The 15,218-nt window shown below is 62.6% G+C and carries 19 protein-coding genes; 3 read left to right on the forward strand and 16 right to left on the reverse strand.

What is annotated here, in order from left to right; translation table 11 throughout:
* The first annotated feature begins 26 nt into the window (after positions 1–26).
* A complete protein-coding gene (locus tag K5K89_RS27225; protein WP_071490347.1) occupies positions 27–746 on the forward strand; it encodes a 16S rRNA (uracil(1498)-N(3))-methyltransferase in 720 nt (239 codons plus the stop codon).
* Between the two features lie 2 nt (positions 747–748).
* Here K5K89_RS27225 and K5K89_RS27230 read toward each other — a convergent pair whose 3' ends face one another.
* Positions 749–1,651 (reverse strand): transporter substrate-binding domain-containing protein, encoded by a 903-nt coding sequence (locus K5K89_RS27230; RefSeq protein WP_071490348.1) that lies wholly within the window; start codon positions 1,649–1,651, stop codon positions 749–751.
* Positions 1,652–1,685: 34 nt separating this feature from the next.
* Positions 1,686–2,933, reverse strand: coding sequence for a D-amino acid dehydrogenase (locus K5K89_RS27235; RefSeq protein ID WP_261400822.1), 1,248 nt, complete (start codon positions 2,931–2,933; stop codon positions 1,686–1,688).
* A gap of 84 nt (positions 2,934–3,017) precedes the next feature.
* Between K5K89_RS27235 and K5K89_RS27240 the strand changes: the two genes are divergently transcribed.
* Positions 3,018–3,920: a LysR family transcriptional regulator gene (locus K5K89_RS27240; RefSeq protein WP_222540578.1), complete on the forward strand. Its 903-nt coding sequence runs from the start codon at positions 3,018–3,020 to the stop codon at positions 3,918–3,920.
* On the opposite strand, the gene trhA is transcribed toward K5K89_RS27240, so the two are convergent.
* Positions 3,915–4,532 carry a PAQR family membrane homeostasis protein TrhA gene (trhA, locus tag K5K89_RS27245; protein ID WP_058426584.1) on the reverse strand — a complete coding sequence of 206 codons (618 nt, stop codon included), beginning with the start codon at positions 4,530–4,532 and terminating at the stop codon, positions 3,915–3,917. The genes K5K89_RS27240 and trhA overlap by 6 nt on opposite strands.
* A 143-nt stretch (positions 4,533–4,675) precedes the next feature.
* On the opposite strand from trhA, the gene K5K89_RS27250 reads away from it, so the two are divergent.
* On the forward strand, positions 4,676–5,596 hold the full coding sequence (locus K5K89_RS27250) for a LysR substrate-binding domain-containing protein (RefSeq protein WP_071490351.1): 921 nt from the start codon (positions 4,676–4,678) through the stop codon (positions 5,594–5,596).
* A 98-nt stretch (positions 5,597–5,694) separates the two neighbouring features.
* On the opposite strand, the gene madM is transcribed toward K5K89_RS27250, so the two are convergent.
* From madM to K5K89_RS27315, 13 genes are all read right to left on the reverse strand, one after another.
* Complete coding sequence (madM, locus tag K5K89_RS27255; RefSeq protein ID WP_071490352.1) at positions 5,695–6,459, reverse strand: malonate transporter subunit MadM; 765 nt, start codon at positions 6,457–6,459, stop codon at positions 5,695–5,697.
* Between the two features lies 1 nt (position 6,460).
* Positions 6,461–6,865: a malonate transporter subunit MadL gene (gene madL, locus K5K89_RS27260; RefSeq protein WP_015886323.1), complete on the reverse strand. Its 405-nt coding sequence runs from the start codon at positions 6,863–6,865 to the stop codon at positions 6,461–6,463.
* A gap of 67 nt (positions 6,866–6,932) precedes the next feature.
* On the reverse strand, positions 6,933–7,832 hold the full coding sequence (mdcH, locus tag K5K89_RS27265; protein WP_222540579.1) for a malonate decarboxylase subunit epsilon: 900 nt from the start codon (positions 7,830–7,832) through the stop codon (positions 6,933–6,935).
* Complete coding sequence (locus tag K5K89_RS27270; RefSeq protein WP_092242018.1) at positions 7,829–8,416, reverse strand: malonate decarboxylase holo-ACP synthase; 588 nt, start codon at positions 8,414–8,416, stop codon at positions 7,829–7,831. Before K5K89_RS27270 ends, mdcH begins: the two co-directional genes overlap by 4 nt.
* Positions 8,410–9,180 (reverse strand): biotin-independent malonate decarboxylase subunit gamma, encoded by a 771-nt coding sequence (gene mdcE, locus K5K89_RS27275; RefSeq protein ID WP_222540580.1) that lies wholly within the window; start codon positions 9,178–9,180, stop codon positions 8,410–8,412. The genes K5K89_RS27270 and mdcE overlap by 7 nt, the downstream gene beginning before the upstream one ends.
* A complete protein-coding gene (locus K5K89_RS27280) occupies positions 9,177–10,019 on the reverse strand; it encodes a biotin-independent malonate decarboxylase subunit beta (RefSeq protein WP_222540581.1) in 843 nt (280 codons plus the stop codon). Before K5K89_RS27280 ends, mdcE begins: the two co-directional genes overlap by 4 nt.
* Positions 10,012–10,311, reverse strand: coding sequence for a malonate decarboxylase subunit delta (locus tag K5K89_RS27285; RefSeq protein WP_071490357.1), 300 nt, complete (start codon positions 10,309–10,311; stop codon positions 10,012–10,014). The genes K5K89_RS27280 and K5K89_RS27285 overlap by 8 nt, the downstream gene beginning before the upstream one ends.
* Positions 10,311–11,144 carry a triphosphoribosyl-dephospho-CoA synthase gene (locus K5K89_RS27290; protein WP_071490358.1) on the reverse strand — a complete coding sequence of 278 codons (834 nt, stop codon included), beginning with the start codon at positions 11,142–11,144 and terminating at the stop codon, positions 10,311–10,313. Before K5K89_RS27290 ends, K5K89_RS27285 begins: the two co-directional genes overlap by 1 nt.
* On the reverse strand, positions 11,145–12,815 hold the full coding sequence (mdcA, locus tag K5K89_RS27295; protein ID WP_071490359.1) for a malonate decarboxylase subunit alpha: 1,671 nt from the start codon (positions 12,813–12,815) through the stop codon (positions 11,145–11,147). It abuts the gene before it with no gap.
* Positions 12,816–12,935: 120 nt separating this feature from the next.
* Positions 12,936–13,658, reverse strand: coding sequence for a hypothetical protein (locus tag K5K89_RS27300; RefSeq protein ID WP_222540582.1), 723 nt, complete (start codon positions 13,656–13,658; stop codon positions 12,936–12,938).
* A gap of 196 nt (positions 13,659–13,854) precedes the next feature.
* The gene (locus K5K89_RS27305) at positions 13,855–14,094 is read right to left on the reverse strand and encodes a DUF6124 family protein (protein WP_222540583.1); all 240 of its coding nucleotides are present in this window, start codon (positions 14,092–14,094) and stop codon (positions 13,855–13,857) included.
* Positions 14,095–14,422: 328 nt separating this feature from the next.
* Complete coding sequence (locus K5K89_RS27310; RefSeq protein WP_058426571.1) at positions 14,423–14,842, reverse strand: hypothetical protein; 420 nt, start codon at positions 14,840–14,842, stop codon at positions 14,423–14,425.
* On the reverse strand, positions 14,820–15,203 hold the full coding sequence (locus K5K89_RS27315) for a polymorphic toxin type 44 domain-containing protein (protein ID WP_081049329.1): 384 nt from the start codon (positions 15,201–15,203) through the stop codon (positions 14,820–14,822). The genes K5K89_RS27310 and K5K89_RS27315 overlap by 23 nt, the downstream gene beginning before the upstream one ends.
* Positions 15,204–15,218: the final 15 nt, after the last annotated feature.

Raw genomic sequence — 15,218 nt, forward strand, 5'->3', positions numbered from 1 at the left:
CCGCACTCCTTTTCCAGAGAACAGAAATGAGACTGTCCCGCTTTTTCACCGACACCCCGCTGAGCATCGGCGACCACGAACTGCCCGAAGCCCAGGCGCACTACATCAGTCGCGTGCTGCGCATGGGCGAAGGCGATGCCGTGCAATTGTTCGACGGCTCCGGCCAGGAATTCCTGGGCACGCTGCTGGAAGTCGGCAAGAAACGCGTCACTGTGCAACTGACAGAGTGCTTCGCAGGCCAGGCCGAATCACCGCTGCATATCCACCTCGGACAGGGCTTGTCCCGGGGCGAGCGTATGGACTGGGCGATCCAGAAAGCCACCGAACTGGGCGTCAACGCGATTACGCCGATTTTCAGCGAGCGTTGCGAAGTGCGCCTCAAGGACGAGCGTGCCGACAAACGCTTGCTGCACTGGCGCCAGGTGGCGATCAGCGCCTGTGAACAATGCGGGCGTTCGACGGTGCCGGCGATCCACCCGCCGCTGCTGCTGGCAGACTGGTTGAAGCAGACCGAGGCGCAGTTGAAGCTGGTGCTGCACCCGGTGGCCGAGCCGATGATCAGCCATGCCAAGCCTGCCAGCCTGGCCTTTCTGATCGGCCCCGAGGGCGGGTTGACCGACCATGAAGTCGAAACCGCCCAAGGCGCCGGCTACCACGCCGCCCGCCTCGGCCCGCGGGTGTTGCGTACCGAGACGGCGCCGGTAGTGGCGCTGGCCGTCGCCCAGCAGTTGTGGGGCGACTTCTAGGGTTACTCCACCGGATCGCTGATCGGCTGGGCAATGATCGCCTTCAACTCGCTGGTCATCGGGAATTCCAGGTTCAGGCCCTTGGGTGGAATCGGCTGTTCGAACCAGCGCTGGTAAATCCCATTGATCTCGCCGCTGCGGTACAGGTCTGCGAGCGTCTCGTTGACCACCGCCAGGAACTGCGGGTCGTCCTTGCGCACCATGCAGCTGTAGATTTCCCGGGATTGCTCCTCGCCCACCACCACCCAGTTGTGCGGGTCCTTTGCCTTGGCGCGTTCGCCGTAGAGCAACGCGTCGTCCATGTAGAACGCCGCCGCGCGGCCAGTCTCAAGCATCTTGAAGGCTTCGCCATGGTCCTTGGCGCTGATCACGAACATATTGGCCTTGTGCTCGGCGTTGTAGCTTTTGAGGAAACGCTCGTTGGTGGTGCCGGCCGTGGTCACCACGTTCTTGCCTGCAAGGTCCGCAAAGCCTTGGATGCCACTGTCTTTTGCCGTGAGCAACTGCCCCTTCACATAGATAAACCCGTAGGAAAACGCTACTTGCTTTTGGCGCTCGGCGGTCACCCCGGTGGAGCCACACTCCAGGTCGACGGTACCGTTCTGCACCAGCGGAATACGAGTCTGAGACGTCACCAGGTTGTACTTCACAGTGAGCTTGGCCACCCCGGTTTTCTGTTGGATGCGCTCGACGATCTTGTTCGCCAACTCCACCGAATAGCCCATGGGTTTGCCACTGTTATCCCCCACGTAGGAAAACGGTACCGACGCATCGCGATAGCCCAAGGTGATGGACTTGGCGTCGGCAATCTTGCCCAGCGTACCGTCCAGCGGCGTTTGATTGGCATGGGCCTGCGCGCCCAGCAAAAGCCCCAGGGTGCAGCCGGTCAACAGGATCTTTTTCATTGTTATTCTCCGTTGGTTTTCGGTTTGTGAGTCTTTACGCAGCGCGGGGCGTAAGGCCCTGCATATCAATGGAAGGCGTTCGCCGGCCGATCAACTCGGCCAGTAACTGGCCGCTGCCACAGGCCAGGGTGAAGCCGAGTGCGCCGTGACCCAGGTTCAGCCACAGGTTGCGGTAGACACCCGCGCCAATCAGCGGCACACCGGTCGGGGTGGCCGGGCGCATGCCGGCCCATTCCACTGCGTGGGCGTAATCCCCCGCCAGCGGAAACGTCTGCACGGCCTGGCGTTTCATCAGCGCCAGGCGCTTGGGTTCGAGGCGGGCGTCGAAACCGACGATATCGACCATGGCGGCGACCCGCAGTTGTTCGCCGATACGTGCGTAGACCATCTTGCGGTCATAGTCGGTGATGCTCACGTTCGGCGCCTGGTGCCGAGCGCCAATCGGCACGCTGAGGCTGTAGCCCTTGAGCGGGTACAGCGGCAGCGACACGCCCAACTCGGCGCTGCGATACCCCGCCGCCAGCACCAGGTGTTCGACCGGCATCACTTCATCATCGATCTCGATGGCCTGCACCGCGCCCTCGGCATGGCGGATCCCGGTGACCTTGCGCCCCAACAAGAAGGTGCAACGCCCCGATGCCTCCAGCCGCGCCGCCAATCGCTGGCAGAAGGCATGACAATCGGCGACCTCTTCATTGGGTGTATAGATCCCGCCGACAAATCCACCGCCCGCCAGCGCCGGCTCCAGGCGAGCGCAATCAGCGGCCGACAGCACCTGCTGTTGCAGGATATCGGTGACCTTGCCTCGGGCATGCTCAAAGGAGCTGGCGTTGCGAAAGGTCACCAGCTTGCCGTTGCGCCGCCAGTCGAAACCGTCCAGGTGGTCGTGCTCGCGCCACCGCTGCAAGGTGTCCTGGCTCAGGCAGGCCAGGCGCAACAGGTGCGCGGCATTGCGCTTGTTCACCGAACCACGGCAGGCGCCGAGGAACGCCGCCATCCAACGCCATTGCCGGGGGTCAAGGCGCGGGCGCAGTTTCAGCGGCGAGTCACCGCGCAGTAACCAGCCAATGGCTTGCAGCGGTACGCCAGCATCGGCCAGGGGCGCCACGTAGCGATAGGATAATTGCCCGCCGTTGGCGAAGCTGGTCTCACTGCCCAGGGTCTCGCGTGCATCGATCACCGTCACCTCATGACCTGCACGCACCAACGCGTATGCGCTGGCCAGACCAATCACCCCACCGCCAATGATGCACACCATCTTTGCCGCCCACCGTTGAGTCAAGAGGCCTCAAGCCTAAGAGCAGGTGACAGGCCACCGACAATGAATAAAGATGGGTCACCTATAAACAAAGGTTATGGACTTGCCATGCGCTTGCGTCATATCGAAATCTTCCAGGCCATTCGCCAGACCGGTTCGGTCAGCGCCGCCGCGCAGTTGCTGCATGTCTCGCAACCGGCGGTGACCAAAGTGTTGCAACACGCCGAATTGCAGTTGGGTTTCCCCCTGTTCCTGCGGGTACGCGGCAAGTTGCTGCCCACCCCGGAAGCCCTGGCGCTGGAAAGCGAAGTGGAGAAAGTCACCGATAGCCTGCAAGGTGTGCGGCGCCTGGCCAAGGCCTTGCGCCGAGAACCGGGCCAGAGTGTGCGCATCGGCGCGATCCCGGCGCTGGCGCTGTCGCTGCTGCCGCCGGCGATTCTGCAGTGGAAAAACGATCACCCGGACATGACCTGCGAGCTGTCCAGCGACCATAGCCGCGAGCTGGTGCAGAAGCTGCTGATGCGTGAGATTGACCTGGCGCTGACGCTCAACTTTTCCGGCCATCCGGGGTTGACCACGCAGGTGCTGGCGGGCGGTGTGCTGGTGGCATTGGCGTCCAAAGGCTATTGGCCGCCAGCCGAACTGAGCCAGCCCTTGCCGTTGGCTGACCTGGCAGGCGCACCGCTGATCGGCCTCTCCAGCGCCGACCCATTGGCGGCGAAGCTCGACAGCTACCTCGAAAACGTCGACCCACCGCCCAGGGTGACGATCTCGGTGCAAACCTATTCCCTGGCCCGCACCATGGTGGAATCCGGCGCGGGTCTGACGGTGATCGACCCCTTCACCGCGCTGGGCGCGTCGACAACCACTACCTGCATCCGCCCCCTGACCCCGCCGCTGCCAGTCACCCTGTACGCCCTGACCCGCGCCGACGAGGCGCCGCCGCATATGTTGGCCAATCTGCTGGAGATTTTTGGCCACCGTGCCAGGGAGCTTCTGGAGCGGCTATAAGACGTAATGCATGATCGCCACAAAATGCAGGAGGCTGCCGCCGATCACAAACAAATGCCAGATGCCATGGGAATGCCGCAGGCGATCCTCCAAGGCAAAAAAGATAATGCCGACGGTGTACAACACGCCGCCCGAGGCCAGCCAGATAAACCCGGCCGTCCCCAATGCTGCCAGCAACGGCTTGACCGCCACCAGCACGATCCAGCCCATCACCGCATAGATCACGATCGACAGGATGCGCGCCTCCGAGCGCGGCTTGATCTCCTGCAAAATCCCGATCACCGCCAACCCCCACACAATCCCGAACAGCGTCCAGCCCCACGGCCCGCGCAGGGTCACCAGGCAAAATGGCGTGTAGCTGCCGGCGATCAACAGATAGATCGAAAAGTGATCGACCTTCTGCATGATCTCTTTTCGCCGCCCCTGCACGCTGTGGTACACGGTGGACGCGCTGTACAGCACCATCAAGGTAAAGCCATAGATCGCCACGCTGACGATCTTCCAGGGGCTGCCGTCCAGGCTCGCCACCACCAACATCCACACGGCGCCAATACACGCCGCGACTGCACCGAGCAAATGGCTCCAGGCGTTGAATCGTTCCCCGTGGTACATCTGTCACTGGCCTCCTGTAACCGTTAGGACTGGCTGGCAAGCGTCCAGCCTTGCGCATAAGAGTGCAAGCGGCTTATGACGTTCCGGCGACGCCGAACGGTTTTGCGGGCACAATCGACGGCATTCGAACAAGAGCCACGGCCATGCTGATCGACGAAGAATTCACCCTCAAGAAACTGGAAATCTTCCTGGCGTTCATGCGCACCGGCAACCTGACCCGCGCCGCCGCCGAGCTGCAAACCAGCAATGTGAGCGTACACCGCGCCATCCACTCCCTGGAAAACGCCCTGCGCTGCCCGCTGTTCAAGCATGAAGGGCGCAACCTCACCCCGCTGGAAAGCGCGTACGTCCTCGAAGAACGTGCGCAGAAACTGGTGGCCGACGTGGTCGACAGCGTACGCCTGACACGCGAAGCCGCCGGGTTCTCCGCCGAACGCTTCAAATTGGGCTCGCTGTATTCGCTGACGGTGAAGACCGTGCCGCAATTGATCATGGGCCTGAAGATCCGCCGCAGCGAGCTCAATATCGACCTGATCCTGGGTTCAAACTTCGACCTGCTCTACAAGCTCAAGAACATGGAAGTAGACGCGATCCTCATCTCCCTGGATGAGCACGCCAACGACCCCGACTGCGAACAGATCGCGCTGTTTTCCGACGATATCTTCCTCGCCACCCCGGCCGACTCACCCTTCGACCGCGAGCGGGAAATCGACCTCGCCGACGTGCGCGACGCGACCTTCATCACCCTCACCCAAGGCTTCGCCACGCACCAGGATGGCAACCGTGTGTTCAAGCAGGCGGGGTTCGAGCCGAAGGTGGCGATGCAGGTCAATGATATCTTCACGCTGCTGAGCATGGTCAGCTCGGGCGTGGGTTATGCGCTGCTGCCGGGGCGGATTGCGGCGGTGTATGAGAACCGCGTGAAGCTGATACCGCTGCAACCCAGGTATCGGTTGCAGCAGCATATCGGGGTGGTGTTCCTGAAGGCCAAGGAAAGGGACCCGAACCTGCTGGCGTTGCTGGCAGAGTGTCGGATGTATGCCAACCGCCAGGTGCCGGCCTGACACACCGCTATCGGGGGCAAGCCCCCTCCCACACTTGAATGTGTTCGCAGTTCAAATGTGGGAGGGGGCTTGCCCCCGATGAGGCCCTGATAGACCCCTTACCCAACCAGGCCGCGCACAATGAAATACAGCAACGAAGGCCCAAGCAGGCAGCCCAGCCCGGTGTGGAACGTCGCCGTCAACGCGCCATACGGCACCAACCGCCGATCCGTCGCCGCCAGCCCCGCCGTCACACCGCTGACGGTGCCGGCCAACCCACCAAACACCATCGCCGAACGCGGGTTGTCCAAGCCCATCCAGCGCGCCGCGACCGGCGTACCGACCATGACCAGGATCGCCTTGATCAAGCCGGTGGCAATCGACAGCGCCATCACATCCGAGGTCGCGCCAATCGCTGCGCCGGTCACCGGGCCGACGATGTAGGTCACAGCCCCTGCGCCAATGGTGGTCATGCTGATCGCATCGCGATAACCAAACGCCCAAGCCATGCTCGCGCCTACGATGAACGGCAGGATCGTCCCCAGCAGCAGCGCGATCACGCCAATCATCCCGGCCTTGCGCGCCTCGGTGGCTTGCACCTCGAACGCCGTGGCGACGATGGCAAAGTCGCGCAGCATCGCGCCGCCCATCAGGCCGATGCCGGAGAACAGCGCCAGGTCCGCCAGGCCTTTCTGACCGCCGGTAATCGTGCCACCGACCCAGGCCAATACCAGGCCGATAACGATGGCAATCGCCGAGCCATGAATGCGCCCGAAGGTCAGGCGCCTGGACAGCACCACGGAGAGCCACATGACCACACCCACGAAGGCAAACGCGGTGATCAGGCCGTTGTGTTCCAGGCCTTTTTCGATGAGATCCCACATATCAGCGACCTCCCACTGGAGCAATCAGCGGCTCTTCATCGGGCAACGGTTCGCCCTTGTGCGTGCGGCTGATCAGGGCAATCGTGCAACCACACACCACCACCGAACCGATCGCCGCCAGCACCGCTACCGGGCCGCCGTGCAAGGCGGTGACGACGTTCTGTTGCGCAGCCATCGCCACGACCACCGGGATGTACATGGCACCCCAGAATCCCACGCCCATTTCGCAGTCCTTGGTCATGCCGCCACGCTTTTGCATCCACAGGCGGGCGCAGATCAACAGGATCATCGCGATCCCCACCCCGCCCACGTTGGATTTGACACCCAGCAACACGCCGAGCATGTCGCCCATGATCACGCCCGCGAGCGTGCAAATCGCCAGTAATGCCACACCGTAGATAATCATTGTTGTTGTCCTCAAAGTGCTCGATCGAAATTGTTGTTGTTGTGCTTCGAAAGCCTTGGGTAGTGCTCTATCGGTGGCGGCGCTCCTCCTCTTGCAGCAGGGCCTGCAAGGTGTCCAGGCGTGCGCCCTCAAATGCGATCACCGTGCCTTGTTCAAACACCCGGCGTGACAGGCCGGTGAGCACGGCGCCCGGTGGCAGTTCGATTTGCAGGCGCACGCCGCGCTCGTAGGCGCTTTGCACGGTGCCGCGCCAGTCGACGACGCGGCACATGTTGAAGGCCAGGTCGTCGCGCAGTTGCTCGGGGGTGTGAATGGGCCGTGCGCGGGTGCTGCTCAGGTAGGTGATGCGCGGCGTCTTGAGCGTACCGAAGGCTTGGGCCAGGGCCTGTGCCGGTTGGTCCAACAATGCGCAATGGGAGGGCACGCTGACAGCCAGGCGCTTGGCGATGCCGTTGCCCTTGACGCGGTCGGCGACGCATTTCATGGCCTGGTCGCTGCCGGCGATGACGGTCTGATTATCGGCATTGATATTGGCCAGATACACCGGGGTTTCAGGGCTGTGGATTTCGGCCAGCAGGTTTTCGACGGTGGATAACTCGGGGCCGATGATCGCGGTCATGCCGTAGCCCTGTGGGTAAGCGTTTTGCATCAGCTCACCGCGCAGGCTGACCAGCTTGATTGCATCGCTGAAGTCCAGGGCATCGGCGATCACCGCAGCCGGGTAAGCACCGATGGACAGGCCTGCAACGTAATCCGGGGTGTGTTGCAGCTGGCGGGCATGGGCGACACCGGCGATCAGCAGGCAGAGTTGTACAGCGCGGGTATTGGCCAGGGCCTCGGCCGAATCCAAGGTGCGAACGTCTTCACCCAAGGCATCGCTGGCCTGCTCCAGCACGTCGGCCGGCACCGCCTGGAGCATGCCTGGGCGCTGGGCGCCCTGCCCTGGGAACACCAGAAGGCTGCTCATGCCACGGCCTGCCAGGGATCAATGACCAAATGCGCACCGTTGGCGGTTTTCAACAGCACCCGCCGTGATGGACCGGCCCATTCGCGCAAGGCGACGGCGCCGAAAGGTGTCTGCAGTTGCAGGTCCACGGCACACGTAACTTCATCCAAAGTGGCCAGCAGGTCGCGTGCATCGTTGCGATCCAGCGGCTCGGGCGTGCGCAGAATCAGGTCCAGGTCGCTCTGGGCATGCAGGGCTTCAATACCCGTTGCCAACTCAAAACCTGCGCTGCCCGTGACGCCCCAACTCAATGGCGCCAGCACGGGCCGCAGTTGATCGAGGGCCTGCAATGCCGGTAGATCCCTTGTCGACACCACATCGCGCAACGCTTCCGGCGCGACCCGCCGCTGTACGGCTGCCATCGGCATCAACGCGGCAAACCGCTGCTCGCGCAAACGCCCACGCACGCCCACCGCGACAAAGCCCGGCGCGACGATGGCGCGACGCACGACTACCGTGCCAACCGCATCCTTCGCCCACGCCGGCGCGTCAGCGGGCAGGTGCGCCGGGGTCATGCCCCAGAGCAGGTCGTGGGCGTTCACCATTGCTCCCGCAGCAGTTGGCGCACGTGGCTGGAGGCGGCGCGGTTGGTAGCGCCGAGGCGGCTGCTCAAGTCGGTGTTGCCGATATCCTTGATCGCATGCACCAGGCAATCGCCGACCCGCGCCACGTCGTCCGCAGTGGGCTGTTCGATCTGGCTGACCGAGAGCGTCTCCCAGAGCAGACCGAGGCTGGCATAGCTATCGATGTCATAGGCCATCGGCGGCACGTTGGCGGCCAGGGCTTCCAGCTCTTCGACGCTGCGCAGGGTCACCCGCGCCGCCGAAGCCTTGCCCATGGCGTGCACCATCACGCCGGGGTCGCGCAGGGCGATCAGGCGGTTGGCCTGGTAGCCGTGGGCGAGGAACGCGCCGGACATGGCCTTGCCCACCAGCAGCGCGATCACCGGGTGCCCGGCCAGCCGTGCGCGAGCGTAGCTGTCGGCGGCGGCCGCCAGCGCCTGGTGGATGCCGAGGGCTTCTTCGCGACGGCCATAGGCTTGGCTGGGCACGTCGACGATGGCGATGATGGGGCGCTTGTCGCCACGGGCGATGGCTTCATCGACAGCCTTCGCCAACCCCCAACCTTCCAGCAAACCGACTTCGCCATTGCGTGCGCGGGGGAAACGGTTTTGGGGGTCGGTGACCACGGCGATAAAGCGTACGGCGTGTTCGCCCAGCAGGCCGTCGGCCACTTTCACGGAGTTCGGCAAACCCTCGACAGGCGTGGCGCCGGCGCTCAATGCGTTGAACCACTGCAAACCTCTCATGAGCGTTCTCCTTGATACAGCGCGCGCACCGTCGCCGGGTCGATCTGTGGCGTAGCGTCCAGTTCGGCCAGGCGCGCCAGGTAATATTCGGATTGGCGGCTGCGTTGTCGGGCGGGCAGGCCTTGTTGCAGCAGCGCACTCACAGTCTGTTGAATCTCGGCCACATCGTCCGCCACGTAACGGTCGACCAAGCCACTGTTGAAGCGTTGCTCGCCGCCGGTAAGGCTCCAGATGAAGGGCCGGTCGCGGGAGTCGTACTCTTCAAGCCCCGCTTCCTGTTCGATCACTTGCGGGCCATTCAAGCCAAGGCGTGCTTCGCGAGTGACCACCAGGTAACTGCACAACCCGGCCGCGATAGACATGCCGCCAAAGCAACCGACACTGCCCGCCACCACGCCGATCACCGGCTGGTACTGACGCAGGTCGACAATCGCCGCATGGATATCCGCAATCGCCGCCAGGCCCAGGTTGGCCTCCTGCAAGCGCACGCCACCAGTCTCCAGCAACAACACAGCGCGGGTCGGGATGCCCTTGCGATTGTCTTCGGCCGCCAGTTCCAATGCGCCGGCGATTTTCGCACCGCCCACTTCGCCGAGGCTGCCGCCCTGGAAGTTGCCTTCGATGGCGGCAATCACCACCGGTTTCCCGCCGAGGCTGCCCTTGGCGATCACCACACCGTCATCGGCCTGGGGCACCACACCCTGGCGGCTGAGCCACGGCGACATGACACGCTGGAACGGGTCGATCAATTCGCGGTAAGAGCCAACGTCCAGCAAAGCCTTGGCGCGCTGCCGAGCGCCCAGCTCGACGAAGCTGTGTCTGGCGAGCAAGTCAGTCATGGCCGACCTCCTCGAAACCCTGCTCCAGGCGCAGGCGCACCACGCCAGGGGTGGCACCGAAGTCGTGAATATCGATGTTCAAGGCCGGTGGCGTCTGCTCCTGGAACATCCTCTCGAACAGATGTTGCCAGCGTTGTTCGGCGCCGTTCACCGAAGTCTGCACCTGGATGGTCAGGGTGCCCGGCGTGCCCGGTTCCAGCAGCACTTCCAGGTCGCCCGAGCCGACGCAACCCACCAGCGCACGGCCTTTTGGCGGCTGCCCGGCGGGGAATTCAAAGGATAAGGTTTCCATCACAACGCTCCGTCGAGGCGGTCGATAAACAGGCAGGCGGCCAACAGGTCGGCGGCGCCGCCGGGGGAGGCATTCAGGGCCAGGAGTTGCTGGTCCAGCTCATGCAGTTGGCGCCGACCGGCCAGGGTTGCGCTGCCGCCAGCGTCCAGCACGGCTTGGGCACCGTGCTGCATGGCTTGAAGGCCTTCGGTGCCGGCGCGGTAGAGCACGCAAGTGTCGGCCAGCTCGGTCATGATCGCGAGCAAGGCGTCCAGGCGAGCGTTCTGTTCGCCGGCATGGTGCAGGCGGCTTTTACGCAGTTGCGGCAGGCCACGTTGCACCACGGACGGGAAGCCGAGCTGCGCTTCTTCACGGGCACCGCGTGCGCCGTAGCGTTGGGCAACCTGGGCGCCATGGCTCATGGGTTGTGGGGCGAAGCGGTCGTGGAGCAGGGCCAGTCTGGCGGCAGTCAGCGTCACGGCGCGTGGTTGCAGCGCGGCGGCGGCGGTGAGCAGCCCGAGTGCCCAGATCGCGCCACGATGGGTGTTCACGCCGTTGGTGGTGGTCAGCATTGCCTGCTCACCGTCACGGCCAAGACGCCCGAGGGCTTCACGCAGGGGCAAACCGACTTCACCGATCTCAATCGCGGCCTCGGCCATTTCCTTGAACATCGGCCACAGCGACAACGCCGAAGCGTGCATCAGGCCCAAGTGCAAATCGCTATGGGCGCCGTTGCCACGCCTATCCACCAGGGCGGGTTTGGGCGACAGGTCGGCTTCATCGATCAGCGCATCGACGGCCATGTCAGCCAGGCGATCCGCAAGGCTGAGTTCACGCAGTTTGAGGGCGCGCATTTACCAGCTCCTGAATTTGGCGGGCGGGTTGTACAGGCCGCCAGACCAGTCCACCAGGTCGGCTACGCTCTTGGCGGCCAACAACTCGCGGGTGGCGTCGGTGCGGCGAATCCCCAGGTCTTCGGGCAAGGCGATCAGGCCTTCGCGGCGCATGCGTGCGCTGTCCTTTGGGTTGTGGCGCATGCCGATGGCCGTGACGCCCGCGACAGCGGCGATCATCGCCTGGCGCTCTTCGAGGGAGCGCGCCTTGTACAGGTACGCGATGCCTTCTTCGGTGAGCAGGTGGGTGACGTCATCGCCGTAGATCATGATCGGCGCCAGGGGCATGCCGCTTTTGCGTGCGACTTCCACGGCGTCGAGGGTGTCGACGAAGGTGGGTTTGCCGCCTTCCTGGAAGGTCTCGACCATTTGCACCACGAGTTTTTTGCCGCGCTCCAGCAAGGCTTCGGGCGCATCGTCGTGGCGCATGTCCAGCCATGCGGGTGTGCCATGGCGGCGACCGCGTGGGTCATGGCCCATGTTCGGCGCGCCACCAAAACCGGCGAGTCGGCCACGGGTCACGGTGGAGGAATGGCCGTCGCCGTCGACTTGCAGGGTGGCGCCGATAAACAGGTCCACCGCGTATTGGCCGGCGAGCTGGCAGAACATGCGGTTGGAGCGCATCGAGCCGTCGCGACCGGTGAAGAACACATCCGGGCGGGCGGCGATGTAATTTTCCATGCCCAGTTCGGTGCCGAAGCAATGCACGCTCTCCACCCAGCCGCTTTCGATGGCGGGGATCAACGTGGGGTGCGGGTTGAGGGTCCAGTTGCGGCAGATCTTGCCCTTGAGGCCGAGGGATTCGCCGTAGGTCGGCAGGATCAGTTCGATGGCGGCGGTGTTGAAACCGATGCCGTGGTTGAGGGATTGCACGTTGTGTTTTTCGTAGATGCCACGGATCGCCATCATCGCCATCAACACATGCACAGGCTTGATGTGGCGGGGATCGCGGGTAAACAGCGGCTCGATATAGAACGGCTTGTCGGCCACCACCACAAAGTCCACCCAGCTCGCGGGGATGTCGACGCGGGGCAAGTCGGTGACGTCGTCCACCAACTGGTTGACTTGCACGATGACGATGCCATCGCTGAACGCGGCTGGCTCGATCAGCGCCGGAGTGTCTTCGGTGCTGGCGCCGGTGTAGATGTTGCCGGCGCGGTCGGCCATGAAACCGGCGGAGAGCACCACGTTGGGGATCAGGTCCACCACCAGCCGCGCATAGAGTTCGATGTAGGTGTGGATCGCGCCGATTTCCAGCAGGCCGTCTTCGAGCAACTGGCTGATGCGCAGGGATTGGGTGCCGGCGAAGGAAAAGTCCAGCTTGCGGGCGATGCCTTTTTCAAACAGGTCCAGGTGCTCGGAGCGACCGACACTGGGCATGATCATGTGCAGATCGTGGAGCTTGGCCGGGTCGGCCTTGGCCAGGGAGCGCGAGAGGAAATCAGCCTGTTTCTGGTTGTTGCCTTCCAGCACCACGCGGTCGCCGGGGAGGATCAGCGCCTCAAGCGCCTCGACGATCCTGTCGCTGGGCAGCACCGCACCGTCTGCGTATTGCCTGACCAGCCCGAGCCGCCGCTGCTTCTCGTCGCGCCGCCGCGTCCAGCGTGAGTCGGGGGTGATTGTTGTTGTCATGGTCGCTCCACGGGTTTGCTGTCGTGGGGCTTACCTTAGGAGTGATTGAGGGGGCCATCAATCAAGCTGAGCGCTGGACTGTTACGCCTGGATTAATGATGGCTCAATGAACACGGGCGTTCAGGTGCTGTGCCATTCGCTGCGGTGGAACCATATGGTTCTTAACAACGCCAACGCGGCAAAACCGTGCAGCCCCAACACAGCCGCCCAACTCCACTCCCACAGGCCTGATAGCGCCTGGGCGTAAACCGGCAACAGCAGCAAGAGCAGCGCCACCAGCGCGCAGCCGCCCAGTTGCTCCCAGTTTCTCAAGCGATTGGGACGGGAGGTTATCGCGTAACCCAGCAGGGCACCCAGGCACACCATCAGCAGGCTCAGCAAGTCGTGCTCGTCGACGGGAGGCCAGCCCAGCAGGTTGAGCGGCAAGCACACCGCGAACACGGTGAACGCGCAAATCGCGACATACACAAAGGCGTATTCAAGCGCGTTCAGCAGACGATCACGGATAAACCCTCGGGCCTGTTTGTCCTCTTCCGGGGTCGGCCCCTTGGATATCGCCACCGCCAGCAGACCCGAGCCAAGACCGCCCAGGGTCATGACCACAAAATTACTCACGACGCCCCTGATTGCCTTATCGGCACCGATCAGCTTGAGGCTTTCCAGGTACACCAGGATAAACACCGCGCCTGCGGTGGTAATCATGAACCCCCACAGCTTCCCACGATTGGACTGCACGTTCATGGTCACCGCTGCCGTGAGCACCAGCACGCCAAACCACATCAGAAGCGTGCCGGTAAAACGGTTGAGGTCGTACAGCCAGGCAAACCCATCCAAAAGCCACATTGCGTCGATACTTCTGTCGAAAAACTCCCTTGGCTATCGGCAGTGGGGTGAGGATCTTTACGATGGAGCGAGCAATTGCAGCGCGGCAAGGTATGCCTCTGTGGCCAGCGGGCTTGCCCCGCTCGCCACACGTGTTCAGAGGTGCCTTAAGTAGCGGTCCCAAATAGGGAACGATCAGTCCCTATTTGGGACCGTTTCAAGAGGCCGGCGCCGGGCTGACTTGCTCCAAGGCCCGATCTACCAGCAATTGCCCCAACTCCGCCATTTGCTGGATGCCGAGCATGATCGCGCGCTGGGAGGTGTCCAGGTCGAAGGCGAGGTTGCAAGTGAGTGCGTTGAGGGAGGACAGGGTTTCGCTGGCGTTGACCAGCAGGGCTTCGGTGTCTTGGTGAGGGTTTACGGTGAAGAGGGGCGGATTGGGGGTTGGTTTGATCATGATGAAACTCCTAAACAGTGAGTAAGGAGCGCCACCTTTCGCTTGCACGCGAATAAGGGTGGCGACCGTGCGCAGGTGTGCAAGACCGGGCCTGTTTAGGACACCCAGCAGGTCCGAAGACCTCCTGCGCGCAGCCGCCATAAAGCAGCGAGCACAAAAAACGCCCGTTGGATGGCTGGGCGTTTGTACGCCTAAACAGTTTCGTCGGACTTGCACGTCCGTGTCACCGTTTTTTGCGATGACGGGACGAAGACTAGGCGCGCTGTCCGCGCCCGACAAGTTCATGCACAGCCCAAAATCTTGCAGGAAAAATCCGAAGCCCAGTCCATCACAGCCCCATCACCACCTTGATCGGGCCAAGACCTTCGAGGGCATAGCTGTTGTACTCGTACACTCGCCCCTGAATATCCAATGTAAGCACGCCCTCATGCTCACTCACTTGAACATTGGGTTCCTTGGTTTTCAGAAAAGGATGCGCCGACACCAATGTGGTGAGTATTTCCCGATCGTTACTCAAGTTCCTATGCACGTAGTAGCGGTATGAAAAGCCCACCGTTGCACCGCCTTGGCCATCCCGCGCGCCATAGATCGAGGAGCCGTTGCCCAAGGAATGCTTCAACACCACTTCGTCCAAATCCGGTGTTCCGGGTGATAGTAACCAACTGCCTGCGATATAAATCAGGCAGCCCACCAGCAGGCAGTTACGCAGGATCGGTATGAGGCCTTCAGTAGCCTTGTGAAATCGCATACTCGATACCTCTCCTTATCCAATATTGATCTCGCGGGTCATCACCAAAAGGATCATCTCCCCACCATGAGCCAAAATCCGGCAGGGTGGTTTTGGCGATGGTTTGAGCAACTCCTGCAGCCCGCAGTAACACATGATCGGGAATGCCTAACACCGTGCCCGTGGCACCGTAATTGAAATTACCAAAAGCCTCGTATTGACGCCCTTGCTTCTTGTAGTTCCACGGCCCTGCAGCTCTGACCTGCGAATAAAACCAAGAGTAGGCAAACGCCGAACCCGGCCTGAGATGGATGCGCTTGCACTTGGCAATCGCCATATTTTCAAACATTGAAACACCGGGAGGCATTAACGGCACAGCCATTTGCGTGTCCTTACT

Origin of the sequence: Pseudomonas sp. DR208 (assembly GCF_019823005.1) — a bacterium.
GTDB classification, from domain to species: domain Bacteria; phylum Pseudomonadota; class Gammaproteobacteria; order Pseudomonadales; family Pseudomonadaceae; genus Aquipseudomonas; species Aquipseudomonas extremorientalis.